12 protein-coding genes and 1 tRNA gene are annotated in these 14,155 nt (G+C 72.2%); 6 read left to right on the forward strand and 7 right to left on the reverse strand.

Annotation, left to right across the window (positions count from 1 at the left end; genetic code table 11):
- Positions 1-204: 204 nt before the first annotated feature.
- Positions 205-1,299, reverse strand: a complete 1,095-nt coding sequence (locus ACIRQH_RS06520; protein ID WP_388879776.1) for a maleylacetate reductase — start codon at positions 1,297-1,299, stop codon at positions 205-207.
- On the reverse strand, positions 1,296-2,195 hold the full coding sequence (locus ACIRQH_RS06525; protein ID WP_358817792.1) for a dioxygenase: 900 nt from the start codon (positions 2,193-2,195) through the stop codon (positions 1,296-1,298). The genes ACIRQH_RS06520 and ACIRQH_RS06525 overlap by 4 nt, the downstream gene beginning before the upstream one ends.
- Positions 2,196-2,439: 244 nt before the next feature.
- On the opposite strand from ACIRQH_RS06525, the gene ACIRQH_RS06530 reads away from it, so the two are divergent.
- Complete coding sequence (locus ACIRQH_RS06530) at positions 2,440-2,976, forward strand: NUDIX hydrolase family protein (RefSeq protein WP_203659731.1); 537 nt, start codon at positions 2,440-2,442, stop codon at positions 2,974-2,976.
- 163 nt (positions 2,977-3,139) lie between these two features.
- Here ACIRQH_RS06530 and ACIRQH_RS06535 read toward each other — a convergent pair.
- Positions 3,140-3,216: transfer RNA gene (locus ACIRQH_RS06535), tRNA-Pro, on the reverse strand.
- A gap of 100 nt (positions 3,217-3,316) precedes the next feature.
- On the opposite strand from ACIRQH_RS06535, the gene ACIRQH_RS06540 reads away from it, so the two are divergent.
- The 3 genes from ACIRQH_RS06540 to ACIRQH_RS06550 all read left to right on the forward strand — a co-directional run bounded on the left by ACIRQH_RS06540 (position 3,317) and on the right by ACIRQH_RS06550 (position 6,987).
- Positions 3,317-3,850: a DUF309 domain-containing protein gene (locus tag ACIRQH_RS06540; protein WP_388879773.1), complete on the forward strand. Its 534-nt coding sequence runs from the start codon at positions 3,317-3,319 to the stop codon at positions 3,848-3,850.
- 54 nt (positions 3,851-3,904) lie between these two features.
- Positions 3,905-4,675, forward strand: a complete 771-nt coding sequence (gene cobF, locus ACIRQH_RS06545) for a precorrin-6A synthase (deacetylating) (protein ID WP_358817794.1) — start codon at positions 3,905-3,907, stop codon at positions 4,673-4,675.
- A 227-nt stretch (positions 4,676-4,902) separates the two neighbouring features.
- Positions 4,903-6,987, forward strand: coding sequence for an MDR family MFS transporter (locus ACIRQH_RS06550; RefSeq protein WP_358817795.1), 2,085 nt, complete (start codon positions 4,903-4,905; stop codon positions 6,985-6,987).
- Positions 6,988-7,116: 129 nt separating this feature from the next.
- On the opposite strand, the gene ACIRQH_RS06555 is transcribed toward ACIRQH_RS06550, so the two are convergent.
- The 4 genes from ACIRQH_RS06555 to ACIRQH_RS06570 all read right to left on the reverse strand — a co-directional run bounded on the left by ACIRQH_RS06555 (position 7,117) and on the right by ACIRQH_RS06570 (position 12,560).
- Positions 7,117-8,700: an alpha-amylase family glycosyl hydrolase gene (locus ACIRQH_RS06555; RefSeq protein ID WP_358817796.1), complete on the reverse strand. Its 1,584-nt coding sequence runs from the start codon at positions 8,698-8,700 to the stop codon at positions 7,117-7,119.
- 183 nt (positions 8,701-8,883) lie between these two features.
- Positions 8,884-9,657 (reverse strand): sulfite exporter TauE/SafE family protein, encoded by a 774-nt coding sequence (locus tag ACIRQH_RS06560; RefSeq protein WP_358817797.1) that lies wholly within the window; start codon positions 9,655-9,657, stop codon positions 8,884-8,886.
- A gap of 88 nt (positions 9,658-9,745) precedes the next feature.
- Complete coding sequence (locus ACIRQH_RS06565) at positions 9,746-11,254, reverse strand: long-chain fatty acid--CoA ligase (RefSeq protein ID WP_404224514.1); 1,509 nt, start codon at positions 11,252-11,254, stop codon at positions 9,746-9,748.
- Positions 11,255-11,372: 118 nt separating this feature from the next.
- Positions 11,373-12,560 carry a thiolase family protein gene (locus ACIRQH_RS06570; RefSeq protein ID WP_404224516.1) on the reverse strand — a complete coding sequence of 396 codons (1,188 nt, stop codon included), beginning with the start codon at positions 12,558-12,560 and terminating at the stop codon, positions 11,373-11,375.
- Between the two features lie 267 nt (positions 12,561-12,827).
- Here ACIRQH_RS06570 and ACIRQH_RS06575 point away from each other — a divergent pair, with 267 nt between their 5' ends.
- Together ACIRQH_RS06575 and ACIRQH_RS06580 are read left to right on the forward strand one after the other, a co-directional pair.
- Positions 12,828-13,172, forward strand: coding sequence for a DUF3140 domain-containing protein (locus ACIRQH_RS06575; RefSeq protein ID WP_358817800.1), 345 nt, complete (start codon positions 12,828-12,830; stop codon positions 13,170-13,172).
- 148 nt (positions 13,173-13,320) lie between these two features.
- A complete protein-coding gene (locus ACIRQH_RS06580; protein ID WP_358817801.1) occupies positions 13,321-14,133 on the forward strand; it encodes an SAM-dependent methyltransferase in 813 nt (270 codons plus the stop codon).
- The last annotated feature ends 22 nt before the right edge of the window (positions 14,134-14,155 follow it).

Below are 14,155 nucleotides of genomic sequence, written 5' to 3' on the forward strand. Positions count from 1 at the left end.
AGCTTTCCGGGCGGGCTCCGAAAACGCCAGAGTCCGCGGGTGTCCGAGCGATGAAGGATCAGCCAATGCGGCTTCCGTGACGGACTGTTGGGGTGATCCGGACACCCCGAACGCGCAACTCGTCGCTCTGACAGCCAAGTTGCTGTCGAGCCGGTGCCGGGCAGGGGCCGGCCCCGCAACCGACGACCGTCGCCCCCGGAGCCGCTACTCGCCCCCGGCCCGCGGCTCCCATCCCTCGTACGCCGCCGTCAGCAGCCCCAGGACGCCGTGGGCCGTCACCTCGCGTGGGTTGGGGTACGCATCCACGGCGGCCTCGGTCGCCGCTCGGCTCAAGTCGGCCTCCCTCAGGCCGATCTCGGCGAGCGTGCGGGGAGCGCCGAGGTCTCCCGCGAACTGCCGCAGGGCGTGCGGCACGTCATCGGTGTCCAGCGCCCGCGACAACGCGGCGATCGCCCGCGGCGCGGCGGCCGCGTTGTAGGCCAGGGCGTACGGCAGGACCACGGTGTGGGTCTCGGCGTGCGGCAGGCCGAACGTGCCGCCGAGCACGTGGCACAGCTTGTGGTGCAGCCCCATGGTGGTCGCGCCGAGGCACGCGCCACAGAGCCAGGCGCCGTAGAGGGCACGCCCGCGCGCCTCCGGGTCGCCGGGGGCCTCCGCCACCCGCCGCAGGGCGCCGGTCATCGCGCGGACGCCTTCCTCGGCCATCAGGGAGACGAGCGGGGAGGCGTCGGGGGCGTACAGCGCCTCGACGGCGTGTGCCAGGGCGTTGACGCCGCTGGTCACCGAGAGCGGCACCGGAAGGGCGAGGGTGAGTTCGGGGTCGTAGACGACGGCGCGCGGCTGGACGGACGGGTCGCGTCCGGTGCGCTTGGCCCCGTGCTCGGTGAGACCCCACACGGACGTCATCTCGGAGCCGGAGTAGGTGGTGGGCACGGCGATCAACGGCAGGCCGGTGCGCAGCGCGACCGCCTTGCCGAGGCCGATCGCGGAGCCGCCCCCGACGGCGACGCAACCGTCCGCGCCCGCCTCCCGTGCCGCCGCGACGGCCCGGTCGGCCACCTCCACGGGGACGTGCATCCGGGCGCCCGCGTGCACTCCCGCGCAGCTGTCGCCGAGGGCGTCCGCCACCGACCGCGCGACGTCCTCGCCCCGGCTGCCGCACACCACCAGGACCCGGTGCAGACCGAGTCGCGCGGCCTCGCCCGGCGTCGCGGTCACCGCCGCGCCGGGCCGGAACACCACGCGGGCGGGCCGGGTCTCGTAGGAGAAGTCGAGCGGGCTGTCGGGGCGGGTGCTCATTCCGGCTCCAGTACGAGATCGAAGTGTGCGTGCCGGAACGGGTTCGCGACGCCGAACTCCCGTGCCAGGGAGGGGTCGTCGGTCTCGGTGAAGTCCTGCACGAGGCTCTTCTTGACGGCGAAGACGGCGTCCGCTTCGAGATACGCGCTGCCCGCCACGAAGATGTGCGTGGTGACGGGGGCGTGACCTGCCGCCGAGGCGATGAAGTGGATGTGGGCGGGGCGGTAGGGGTGACGTCCGGTGGCTCCCAGGAGGGCGCCGACCGGGCCGTCGGTGGGGATCGGGTACGGGCTCGGCACACAGGTGCGGAACCGAAAGCGGCCCTCGGCGTCGGCCGTGAAGAGTCCGCGCCCGTTGCCCGGCGGCTGGACGTCCGGCTGCTGGACGTCGTAGAAGCCCTCGCCGTTCGCCTGCCACACGTCGAGGACCGCGCCGGGCAGCGGAGTCCCGTCGCGCGCCAGCACCCGTCCGTCGATCACGCAGGGTTCGCCGGTGCCCATCAGGTCGATGTCCGCGCCGAGTTCACGCGGCGGCGACGCCGTCATGTGGAACGGGCCGAGCACCGTCGACTCCGTCGCGCGCGGGTCCCGGTGGCCGTTCAGGGTCTCCACGAGCATGGAGACACCGAGCACGTCCGACAGGAGGATGAACTCCTGCCGGGTCTCGGTGCACTTCCGCCCGGTCGCCGTCAGGAAGTCGATGGCCTGTTCCCACTCCCCCATGGTCGGCTCCGTCTCCCGGACGAAGTCGTGGAGATGCCGGGTGAGCGCGCCGAGCAGCCCGCGCAGCCGTGGGTCGGCCGTGCCCGCGAAACTGTCGACGACCGCTTCGGTGATCTCCGTCGTGAAGTCCGTACCGACGCCGGTACCGACGTCCCTGCTGAAGTCGTCCGCCATGCCGCTCCCGTGGTCCCTCGGTCGTCCTGCCAGGCACGTGCACAGGCTACGAGGCCGTCCGGGCCGGGAGCGCCAAGCCGGCGAACCCGCCACCGGTGTCCTGTCCTTCCGCCCCGCTGCGGCCTCTCGCGGTGGCCCCGACACAGCCGGGCCGACGCGCTGGATACGTGATCGCCCTTTCCGTAAGGCATGGTTGACCCGAGCAACACGCACGCACCGGACGCACGGAAAGTATGATCAAGCAATGTCTGACTTGACCGAAACCACGCCCGGCTGGCTGTCCCGCGACGAACTGGAATCGGCCCGCGCCCGCATGCCGATCCTGTACGTCGAGGCGGTGCCGGTGCGCGTCGACGACAACGGCGAAGTCACCCACATCGGGCTCCTGCTCCGTATCGGTCCGGACGGGACCGTCAGCCGGACCCTCGTCTCCGGCCGGGTGCTGCACCACGAGCGGGTCCGCGACGCGCTGCTGCGCCACCTGGAGAAGGACCTCGGCCCGGTGGCCCTCCCCCGGGTTCCCGCCTCCCTGCAGCCGTTCACCGTCGCCGAGTACTTCCCCACGCTCGGTGTCACGCCGTTCCACGACCCGCGCCAGCACGCGGTGTCCCTGGCCTACATCGTCCCGGTGACCGGCGACTGCCGTCCCCGGCAGGACGCGCTCGACCTGGTCTGGTTCAGCCCCGAGGAGGCCTCTTCGGCGATGGTCGCGGACGAGATGCCCGGCGGTCACGGGGTGCTGCTGCGGCAGGCGCTGGCCCACGTCGGATGCCTGTCCTGACAGCCGCGGGCGTCCGTCCCGACCGGGGGCCGGTATCGGTCCGATCCGGCCCGCCGGACGGCGACGGCGCACGGAGACAGGGGCACGGGAAACCAGGGCCCAGGGGCACGGAAAAGGCCGTCTTCTCACGGGTGAGAAAACGGCCTCCGACCTGCTCAAGAGCTGGTCGGGACGACAGGATTTGAACCTGCGACCCCTTGACCCCCAGTCAAGTGCGCTACCAAGCTGCGCCACGTCCCGGTGCGTTCCCGCGCGGTGAACCGCGCGATCGTGCGAACAGAACTTTACCCCACGTCGGGGGCTGCCCCGCAGGGGGCGCGGAGAGCGGGACAATCGGAGCATGAACGGACCATCGAGGACACCGCGGACACCGCAGGCCGGCGGACGTGACCGGGACCCCGAGGGCCGGGCGCGCAACGCACGGCCCCGCGACGGCCTCGGCCGCCCCCTGCCGTACGGATCGGCCGGGGTGGAGCGGCAGCCGGAGGGTGTCGTGCGCGCACCCGAGGAGTCGGTCACCGAGGCCCAGACCCTGCTGGACGCCGGACGGCCGTTCCACGCGCACGAGGTGTTCGAGGACGCCTGGAAGTCCGGCCCGGACGACGAGCGGGGGCTCTGGCGCGGGCTGGCGCAGCTCGCCGTGGGGCTCACTCACGCGGCCCGCGGGAACACGACGGGCGGCGCCCGGCTGCTGCGTCGCGGCGCCGGAGCCGTCGAGGAGTGGGGTGCGAAGTCCGGCCGGGCCCGGCCTCACGATCTGCGGATCGCCGAACTCGCGCTTTGGGCAAGGGAGTTGGCAGACTCGGTGGAGCGCGACGGCGGCCCGGTCGATGCGGCGGCGTCCTCTCCGCGGCTGCGCGGGCCCGCCGGCTGACGCGGGGCCGGACGCGGTGCGTCCGGCGTCCCGGGCGTGCGGCAGACTCCGGGGGTGCGAAAGATACATGTCATCGGCATCGGAGCGGGCGACCCCGAGCAGCTCACCCTGCAGGCGGTCAAGGCGCTGAGGAGCACGGACGTGTTCTTCATCCTGGACAAGGGCGAGGTGAAGGCCGACCTGGTCCGGCTGCGCCACGACATCCTCGACGCGCACGTGCCGGAGGGGACGTACCGCCTGGTCGAGGCGCGTGACCCGGACCGCGACCGGGCGGCGGGCGGTGCGGCGTACTCGCCGGCCGTCGGGGACTGGCGCAGCGCCCGCGGCGCCATCTACGAGCGGCTGATCGCCGAGGAACTGGGTGAGGACGAGAGCGGCGCGTTCCTGGTGTGGGGAGATCCCGCGCTGTACGACAGCACGCTCGCCATCCTGGAGGAGATCCAGGAGCGGGACACCGTGGCGTTCTCGTACGACGTGGTGCCCGGCATCAGCAGTGTCTCGGCGCTCCTCGCCCGGCACCGGACCGGTCTGAACCGGGTCGGCCGACCCGTGCAGATCACCACCGGGAGGCGCCTCGCGGAGGGCTTCCCGGAGGGCGTGGACGACGTGGTCGTGATGCTCGACGCGCAGCGGACGTTCCGGCAGTACGCGGACCAGGACATCGACATCTACTGGGGCGCCTACATCGGTACCCCCGACGAGATCCTCGCGTCCGGGCCGCTGGCCGAGACGGCACCCCGGATCGAGCGGCTGCGTGCCGAGGCCCGGGAGCGCAAGGGCTGGATCATGGACACCTATCTGCTGCGCAGGAATCCGCGGGACTAGGCCCGCCGTTCGGGCATGCGGCGGGACGCGGGGCGGGGCGCCGCATGTCGGAGCCCTCTGATCCGGACGACAGGCGCCGGCTCCGCCCCTGCCGTCTCGCCGGAGTGTTTGCCGCGAGCGGGTCCGTGGGACGGGTGTGCGCGGGCCCGGGACGCTCCTGCCGCGGCCGTACGCCGGGCGGGTGACCCCGCATGCACGGGGAGCCCACCGGTGTGAGGGTGGCGGGTGTGACGATCACCGAGGATACGGCGCCACTCGCGGCGGATGCGCCCGGACCGCCGGTGCTGGACGGCCGGCGCCGCAACATCGTCTTCGCGACGATCGTGCTGGGCATTCTCCTCGCCGCGCTCGACCAGACGATCGTGGGCACCGCGCTGCCGACGATCGTGTCGGACCTGGGCGGCGCGGCGCACATGTCGTGGGTGGTGACCGCGTACCTGCTGGCGGAGACCGTGGCGACGGTGCTGGTCGGCAAGTTCGGCGACCTGTTCGGCCGCAAGGTGGTCTTCCAGGCCTCGGCGATCATCTTCATCACCGGTTCGTTCCTGTGCGGCCTCGCCACGAACATGTCGCTCCTGATCTCCTGGCGCGCGATGCAGGGCATCGGCGCGGGCGGTCTGATGGTGACCGCCATGGCCCTGATCGCGGACGTCATCCCGCTGCGCGAGCGGGGCAAGTACCAAGGTGCGATCGGCGCGGTCTTCGGCGTGGCCACGGTGATCGGACCCCTGCTCGGGGGACTGTTCACGGACCACCTCACCTGGCGGTGGGCGTTCTACATCAACGTGCCCATCGCGATCGTCGTGGTGATCGCGGCGGCCCGCACCATCCCCGTGGTGAAGTCGGCCACCCGGCCCGTGATCGACTATCTGGGCATCGCCCTCGTCGCGATCGGCGCGAGCGCGCTGATCCTCGGGACGAGTTGGGGCGGCAACCAGTACGCCTGGGGATCGCCGGCCATCATCGGCCTGTTCGTGGGCGGTCTGATCGCGCTCGGCCTGTTCTGCTGGGTGGAGACGCGCGCGGCCCAGCCGATGCTGCCGATGCGGCTGTTCTCCAACCCGGTCTTCACGGTGTGCTCGATCCTCAGCTTCATCGTGGGCTTCGCGATGCTCGGCGCGATGACGTTCCTGCCGACGTATCTGCAGTACGTCGACGGGGACTCGGCGACGATCTCCGGGGTCCGGACGCTGCCCCTGGTGGTCGGACTGCTCATCGCCTCGATCTTCAGCGGCAACGTGGTCAGCAAGACCGGCCAGTACCGGATCTTCCCCATCGTCGGTTCCCTCGTGATGGCGCTCGGGCTGTATCTGATGTCCCTGATGGGGCCGGACTCGGGGACCTGGCTGGAGTCCCTCTACATGTTCGTGCTCGGCACCGGCATCGGACTGTCCATGCAGGTCCTGACGATCGCCGTACAGAACACCGTGGAGTACACCGACCTCGGCACCGCCACCTCCGGTGTCACCTTCTTCCGTACGCTCGGCAGCTCGTTCGGTACGGCCGTCTTCGGGACGATCTACACCAACGCCCTGAAGCCGAACCTGGCCGACGGCGTGCGGTCGGCCGCGGAGACCGGCGCGGCGCCGCCCGCTGTCGTCGCCCGGGCGGCGCAGAGCCCGGAGGCGCTGCACAGGCTGCCCGCCCAGGCGGCGCGGCCCATCATCGAGGCGTACGCCGACACCATCCACACGGTGTTCCTGTGGACGGTGCCGGTGGCGCTCCTCGGGTTCGTGGTGGCGCTCTTCCTCAAGCAGGTGGAGCTGCGGGACAGCGCCCGGCTGGGTTCGACGGACATGGGCGAGGGGTTCGCGTCGCCGGCCGGCACCGACTCCCAGCGGGTGCTGGAGGCGTCGGTCGGGAAGATCATCGGGAGTACCGAGATGGCGACCGCCCGCCGGATCGTCGAGGAGTCGGACACCCGGCTGGACGTGGCGGGCGCCTGGGCCGTGATGCAGGTGGAGTTGTTCACCCGGATGGTCGGCCACGCCAACCTCAACCTGATCGCCGGCCGGCGCCATCTGCCGCCCGAGGTCCTCGTGCCGGTGTTCAGCCGCATGGTCGAGGAGGGCTATCTCACCCGGCACGGCTCGCTCTTCTCCCACACGCCGGCCGGTGAGCGCGAGGCCCGCGTGATCGGCAAGGCCTGGGCCATGTGGCTCGCGGAACGCGTCGAGCAGGATGTCGGCCGGCCGTCCGGTACGGAACTGCGCGCCGCCGTCGACACGATCGCCAAGCGCCTGCTGGTCGAGGATCTCACCCAGGGGCTGCCCGACCGGTCGCGGGAGCTGGAGCCGGCCTCGACGGGCTGACCGTGCGCGGGCCGGCCGGCCCGCTCCGAGGACCGGCTCGTGCCGCCGAGGACGAGGACGCGGGGGACGTGGGCCGAGGCCAACGGGGGGGCGTGCCGGCGGTCCCGGGCGCGCCCCCGTCGTCGCGGGTCAGGGAGCCAGGCGGAAGACGCCGTAGGAGAACGGCTCGGTGGTGATCTTTCCGTCGGCGTGGGCCTCGACGCCGCGCGCGAGCAGGGCCGGGCCGACGGTCACGTCACTGAGCGTGCAGCTCCGCGGACGTCCGCTCGGGTTGACGGCCACGAGATACGAGTCACCGCGCGTGTAGACCAGCGGATAGCCGGAGTTGAGCACGTCGACCGGTCCGTGCGTGCCCAGTTCACGGTGTTCGCGCCGGAGCCGGATCAGGGCGCGCACCTGGTGCAGCAGGGAGCCGGCGTCGTCCCGCTGCGCGGCCACGGACGGCCGGTCGGCGGACGGGTCGACCGGCAGGTACAGGTCCTCCTCGGGCGCCGTGGAGAAGCCCGCGTTGGGTCCGTCGTCCCACTGCATCGGCGTACGGGAGCCCTGGCGTGCCTCGTCGCCGAGCTGACTGCCCTCCTTGCTCGGCAGCCCCGGCAGATACCGCATGCCGATCTCGTCGCCGTAGTAGATGACCGGCAGGGAGGGCCAGGTGAGCTGGAAGGCGAAGGCGGGCGCGACCATGTCCCGGGTGCGGGTGCCGCACACCAGTCGGGAGAAGTCGTGGTTGGCCGTGGGGAGTGCCACGTATCCCGCTCCGGCGATGGCCGTGTCGGCCTCGCGCCAGGCGTCGAGGAACTCCCGCATCGAACCGTCTCCGTCGGGCCCGAAGAAGCAGGGGTCCTCGCCCCAGACCGGGTTGTGGCTCCCCTGGGCGTTGCCCCACAGCGAGCGCAGCGGGCGGCCGACGAAGTGGAGGAAGAAGTCGGCGTGGATCCCGGCGGGTACGGAGGTCTTGGGGTCGCCCCACTCGGAGAGCAGGGCCCGGTCCGGATAGGCCTGGTCCATCCAGGCCCGCGTCTCGCGCCACAGGGCGGCGGTGGCCGAGCGGTCGGGGTCGTCCTTCACCAGGGAGAACGCCATGTCGACCCGGAAGCCCGCGACACCGCGGTCGAACCAGTACGCCATGATCTCGCGCAGTGCCGCCCGGTTGGCCCGCGGGCCCGGGGCGTCGACCGGCCGGCGCCAGGGTTCGGCCGGGTCCGGGCGCGCGTAGCCGAAGTTGAGGGCGGGCTGGACGGGATAGAAGTTGGGCAGGTAGTACCCCGGCCGGGTGCCGGGTGAGGGCACCCAGGCGGGGCTCGGGGCCTCGGGGGTGTCGGCCCAGATGTAGCGGTCGTCGCCGGGGTCGTCGGCCGAGGCCCTGAACCACGGGTGCTGGTCAGAGGTGTGCCCGGCGACCAGGTCCAGCATGACCCGGATGCCGCGCGAGCGGGCCTCCTCGACGAGGGTGACCAGGTCGGCGTTCGTGCCGTAGCGGGGTGCGACGGTCCGGTAGTCGCTGACGTCGTATCCGGCGTCCGCGAAGGGCGAGGCGAACAGCGGGCTGAGCCAGACGGTGTCGACGCCGAGCCACTCCAGGTACTCCAGCCGGCGCAGCACGCCGGTCAGGTCCCCGATGCCGTCCCCGTCGGTGTCAGCGTAGGTCTGCGGGTAGATCTGGTACATCACCGCGTCCGCCAGCCAGGCGGGCGGCGGTTGGATGTCCGCCATGGAAGCGGCCCTTCTCTCAGGCGTCGGAGGGGCAGGACGCGGCCACGGTGAGCGGCGCGCCGCGTCAAGCTAACAGGGTAGAAAGCGCTTTCCAAGAGCGTTTGCGGAGAGATGCCGGGCGGAGTCCGGACGATCGGCCGCCTTTCCCGGCGGGCGGCGGCTTCTGCTGCCGGGCGGTCCGGCTCAGTGGAGGAGCAGTTGGACGCCGCCCACCACCGTGGCCGCGATCACCAGGCGTTCGAAGAGCAGCTGGTTGATCCGGTTCACGGCCCACTTCCCGAGGAACGCGCCCGGCACGACGAAGACGGCCAGCGCGGCGTCCAGCAGCAGCGAGTGGCCGTCGATCAGGCCGAGTCCCGCACTGAAGGGCAGCTTGGTCACGTTGACGATCAGGAAGAAGAAGGCGGAGGTGCCGAGGAAGCCGAGCTTGCGGAAGCCCGCGGAGAGGAGATACATCGACATCACCGGGCCGCCCGCGTTGGCGACCATGGTGGTGAACCCGCCGAGCACGCCGTAGGAGCGGGCCTTGGCGCGGCCCGCGCGCGTGACGACGGCGTCGGGGTCGTCGTCCTGGACGGCCGCCCTGCGGCGCCACACCGTGACCGCCGCCATCAGCAGCAGGATGGCGCCGATCGAGGTCCGCACGACCGCGTCGTCCGCCCACACCAGGAACACCGTGCCGAGGACGACTCCGGCGGCGACCGCCGGGAACAGCCGCCACAGCGTGGGCCAGTGGGCATGGCGCCGGTAGGTGAGGACGGCGAGGACGTCGCCGACGATCAGGATGGGCAGCAGGACGCCGGTCGAGGCGCGGGCGGGCAGCACGGCGGCGAAGATCGCCAGGCTGACCGTGTTGGCCCCGCTCACGGCGGTCTTGGAGAAGCCGACGAGCAGGGCCGCGGCGGCCAGGGCGGCGAACTCCCAGCTGGATATGTGCCAGAGCGTCATCGTGTTCATGCGGGGACCGATGCTATGCCCACGCAACTCGCCCGCGTAAGGAGCGTCTCGGCACCCGGCCCCTGGGCCGGGTGGAACAGGCGCCGGGTCAGGCCGTGTAGCGCGTGCGCAGCTCCCGCTTGAGGATCTTCATGCTCGGGCCGAGGGGCATCTCGTCGGTGTACTCCAGGCGGCGCGGGTACTTGTGACGGCCCAGATGGTCCTTGGACCACTCGGCGATCTCGGCCGCGTCGGCCGTGGCGCCCTCGGCGCGGACCACGACCGCGCACACCTCCTCGCCGTGCAGTTCGTCCGGCAGGCCGATCACCGCGACCTGGGCGACCGCGGGATGGCGCATCAGCACTTCCTCGACCTCGCGCGGGTAGACGTTGTAGCCGCCGCGGATGATGACGTCCTTCTTGCGGTCGACGATCCGCAGGAAGCCGTCGTCGTCCTTGGTGCCGAGGTCACCGGTGCGGAACCAGCCGTCGACCACGGCCTCCGCGGTGGCCTCGGGCCGGCCGAGGTAGCCGGAGAAGACGTTGTGGCCGCGGATGACGACCTCCCCCAGTTCACCCGGGGGCAGCAGTTCGATCCGTCCCTCGATCTCGGGCCGCGCGATCTCCACGTCGACGCCCCACAGCGGGTGGCCGATGGTGCCGGCCCTGGTGCCGAACGACGGCTGGTTGACGGAGGCGGTCGGCGAGGTCTCCGACAGCCCGTAGCCCTCGTAGATCCGCGCGCCGAACGCGGCCTCGAACCGCTCCAGGACCGCGACGGGCAGCGAGGCGCCGCCCGAGATGCAGACGCGCAGGTCGGGCAGGGCCGCGGCGCCCGCCGCCGCTGCCGCCAGGGCGACGTACATCGTCGGGACGCCGTGGAAGGTGTTGACGCCTTCCTCCACCATCAGCTCGATCGCGCGCGCCGCCTCGAAACGCGGCAGCAGGACGAGGGTGGCGCCCGCGCGCCAGGTGGAGTTGAGGGAGACGGTCTGGCCGAAGGCGTGGAAGAGCGGCAGGGCCCCGAGGGCGATGTCGTCGGGGCGGATGTCGTTGGCGTCGAAGGCGTTGACCGTCGCGTTCATCACCAGGTTGAAGTGGCTGAGCACGGCACCCTTGGGGACGCCGGTGGTGCCACTGGTGTAGAAGACGACGGCTGGGTCGTCGGCGTCCCGGGTGACGTACGAGGTGAGGGGCTCGGCGTCCGCCGCGAGCTTCTCGAACTCGGCCCCGAGCGTGACGACCCGGACGCCGAGGGCCCGCGCCGCCGCCGCACCCGTCGCCTCCTGAGCCGGGTGGCAGAGCAGCAGGGTGGCCCCGCTGTCCTTCAGCACGTGCTCGACCTCCGAGGCCGACAGGAGCAGGTGCACGGGGACGACCACGCCGCCGGCCGCCGCGATCGCGTAGTAGGCGTGCGGGAACTCCGCCGTGTTGGGCGCCATGAGGGCCACGCGGTCCCCCGGCCGCACGCCGAGGCCGGTGAGCGCGCCGGCCTGGGCCAGCGCGGTCCGCCACACCTCGCCGAAGGTGAGGCGCAGGTCGCCCTCGACGAGCGCCGTCTTCGAAGGACGGCGCCGGGCGTTCTCGGCGAGGATCGCGGCGAGGGACAGGGTTGCCATGGGGGGTGGCTCCGTTTCTTGCTGGTGCGGCTCTGGACCGCAGAGGGCGGGACGGACCGGGCGCGCACACGCTGCGGTCACGTCGGGATGGGCCCCGGGCGTGCGGAAGCGGTCGGCGTCAGTGGCGCTCGACCAGGACCGCGCTGCCCTGCCCGACCCCGACGCACATCGTGGCCAGGCCGCGCCCGGCGCCGGTGCGGCGCATGCGGTGCAGCAGGGTCGTGAGGATGCGGGCTCCCGAGCAGCCGAGGGGGTGGCCGAGGGCGATGGCGCCGCCGGTCGGGTTGACGAGGTCGGGGTCGATGCCGAGGCGGTCGACGCAGGCGAGGGCCTGGGCGGCGAACGCCTCGTTGAACTCCGCCTCCTGGATGTCGTCGACGCTCCAGCCGACGCGCGCGAGCGCCTTGCGGGTCGCGGGCACCGGACCGATGCCCATGACGTCCGGGTCGACTCCGGCGGAGGCTCCGGCGACGTACCGGCCGAGCGACTCCAGATGGAGTTCGTTCAGGACCTCCTCGCTGACGAGGAGCACGCCGGCCGCTCCGTCGTTCATCGGTGAGGCGTTGCCCGCGGTGACGGTGCCGCCCGCGCGGAACACCGGCCTGAGGCGGGACAGCTTGTCGAGCGAGGTGTCCTCGCGGACGCATTCGTCGCGGTCGACGACCACGCCGTCGGGGCGCTCCACGGGCAGCAGTTCGGCGTCGAAGTGACCGTTCTTGCGGGCGTCCGCCGCGCGCTGGTGGCTGCGGAGCGCGAAGGTGTCCTGCCGCTCGCGCGAGACGCCGTACCGTTCGGCGACCTCCTCGGCGGTCTCTCCCATCGACAGCAGCCCGTGCAGTTCCTTCATCGCGGGGTTGACCAGCCGCCAGCCGAGCCGGGTGTCGACGGTCTCGATGCGGTGCGGCAGAGCCTCGTCCGGGCGCGGCAGGACGAAGGGGGCGCGGCTCATCGACTCGGAACCGCCGGCGAGCACGATGTCGGCCTCGCCGGAGGCGATGGCACGGGCGGCCGTCGTGACGGCTTCGAGGCCGGAGGCGCACAGCCGGTTGACGGTGGCTCCGGGCACGCTGTCGGGCAGCCCGGCGAGCAGCGCGGCCATACGGGCGACGTTGCGGTTGTCCTCGCCGGCCTGGTTGGCGGCGCCCCAGTAGACGTCGTCGACGCGGGCCGGGTCGAGTGTGGGCACCTCGGCGACCAGGCCGCGGACGACGCTCGCGGCGAGGTCGTCGGGCCGCACGGAGGACAGGGCTCCGCGCAGCTTGCCGATGGGCGTGCGGCGGGCGGCCGCGAAGTGGACGGGGCGCACGACAGGACTCCTGACGGACAACGACATTAATTAGCACTGCTAGTTTTGGACTATAGACCGACACCCGGCCCTTGGGAAGATCCGCCGGCGGCCGGCATCCGTGCGGGAATCCGCCCATCCGTCCCCCGCACCGGTGCCCGCATGGAGCGGGGCACGGCGGGCAGGCGTGGGATCGGGACGGCGCGCCGGGACACAGCCCGCCGCCCCGCGTCACGAGACGGGCCTGCGCACGAGACAGACCTGCGGGAGCACCGAAGGGGCACCGAGATGACCGACACCGTCGAGCTCGACGCGCTGTGGGACGAGTTCCACCGCGTGGTGAACATGACCTCCCAGGAGCTCGCGGCCTGGCTGCGGGCCGGAGAGACCGGCGAGACCGCCATGGGCAGCGAGCCGCCACCCGGGCGGCCTGGCGCGCCCACCGGCCTGCTGGTCCTCGCGATCCTGCAGAAGCGCCGCGCCGATCTCACCGACGAGGACGTCGCGACCATGTACGAGGTGATCGACACCGTGGAGGCCGAGGCGGACGGTCCGGACGCGGGAGACGGCGACGAACGCGTGCGCCACCGGCTGATGACCCTGGGCCACGATCCGCTGAGGCTGCCGCAGTGACCGCCCCCCGGCGACCCGGCAAGACGCCGGGTGGCCGGGGATCGACGGTCGCCCGGCCCGGGCCCGGCGCGGATGGCACACTGCTCGCGCACCCGGCCGGGCAGTCGCCGGCGGGGTGAACGGGCCGAGCGGAACAGGGAGTTGTCGTATGACGGGGACCGAGTCCACGGCGGACCGGATCGACACCAGCAGGCCGCATCCGGCACGGGTGTACGACTGGTATCTGGGCGGCAAGGACAACTACCCGGTCGACGAGCAGCTCGGGCAGCACATCATGTCCCTGGATCCGGGCGCCAAGCGGGCCGCGCGCAGCAACCGCTGGTTCATGCAGCGCGCCACCCGCCACCTGGTCCGCACGGCGGGAATCGGCCAGTTCCTCGACATCGGCACCGGCATCCCCACCGAGCCCAACCTCCACCAGATCGCGCAGCTGACCGCTCCGGACGCCCGGGTGGTGTACGTCGACAACGACCCCATCGTGCTGGCCCACGCCGAGGCGCTGCTGCGGGGCACCCCGGAGGGGGTGACGGAGTACATCCAGGCGGACATCCGCGAGCCGGGGAAGATCCTCGCCGAGGCGGGACGGGTGCTGGACCTCGACCGGCCCGTGGCCCTCTCCCTGATCGCGCTGATGCACTTCGTCGCCGACGAGACCGGCGCGTACGAGCTGGTGGAGACGTTGGTGGACGCGCTGGCCCCGGGCAGTTGCCTCGCGCTGTCCGCGATGACCGCCGACTTCGAACCGGAGAACGTACGGCGCGGCATCGAGACGTACGCGCGCGGCGGGGTCACCCTCGTGGGCCGTTCGCACGCCGAAGTGGGCCGCTTCTTCACGGGACTCGACCTCGTCGAACCGGGGATCGTCTCCGTGAAGGACTGGCGTCCCGAACTCGCGGAGGACGAGACCCCGATCGGCGACGAGCCGGTGTCCCTGTACGGCGGGGTCGGCTTCAAGCGCTAGGGGGCATCCAACCCCCATGCGC

The sequence above is a fragment of the Streptomyces sp. NPDC102279 genome, from assembly GCF_044766365.1.
Taxonomy (GTDB): Bacteria; Actinomycetota; Actinomycetes; order Streptomycetales; family Streptomycetaceae; genus Streptomyces.

Excerpts from the sequence above, each read along its gene's own strand:
- ACIRQH_RS06520 (WP_388879776.1), bottom strand. The coding sequence starts at position 1,299 with ATGAGCACCCGCCCCGACAGCCCGCTCGACTTCTCCTACGAGACCCGG.
- ACIRQH_RS06525 (WP_358817792.1), bottom strand. The coding sequence starts at position 2,195 with ATGGCGGACGACTTCAGCAGGGACGTCGGTACCGGCGTCGGTACGGAC.
- ACIRQH_RS06530 (WP_203659731.1), top strand. The coding sequence starts at position 2,440 with ATGTCTGACTTGACCGAAACCACGCCCGGCTGGCTGTCCCGCGACGAA.
- ACIRQH_RS06540 (WP_388879773.1), top strand. The coding sequence starts at position 3,317 with ATGAACGGACCATCGAGGACACCGCGGACACCGCAGGCCGGCGGACGT.
- ACIRQH_RS06555 (WP_358817796.1), bottom strand. The coding sequence starts at position 8,700 with ATGGCGGACATCCAACCGCCGCCCGCCTGGCTGGCGGACGCGGTGATG.
- ACIRQH_RS06560 (WP_358817797.1), bottom strand. The coding sequence starts at position 9,657 with ATGAACACGATGACGCTCTGGCACATATCCAGCTGGGAGTTCGCCGCC.
- ACIRQH_RS06565 (WP_404224514.1), bottom strand. The coding sequence starts at position 11,254 with ATGGCAACCCTGTCCCTCGCCGCGATCCTCGCCGAGAACGCCCGGCGC.
- ACIRQH_RS06575 (WP_358817800.1), top strand. The coding sequence starts at position 12,828 with ATGACCGACACCGTCGAGCTCGACGCGCTGTGGGACGAGTTCCACCGC.
- ACIRQH_RS06580 (WP_358817801.1), top strand. The coding sequence starts at position 13,321 with ATGACGGGGACCGAGTCCACGGCGGACCGGATCGACACCAGCAGGCCG.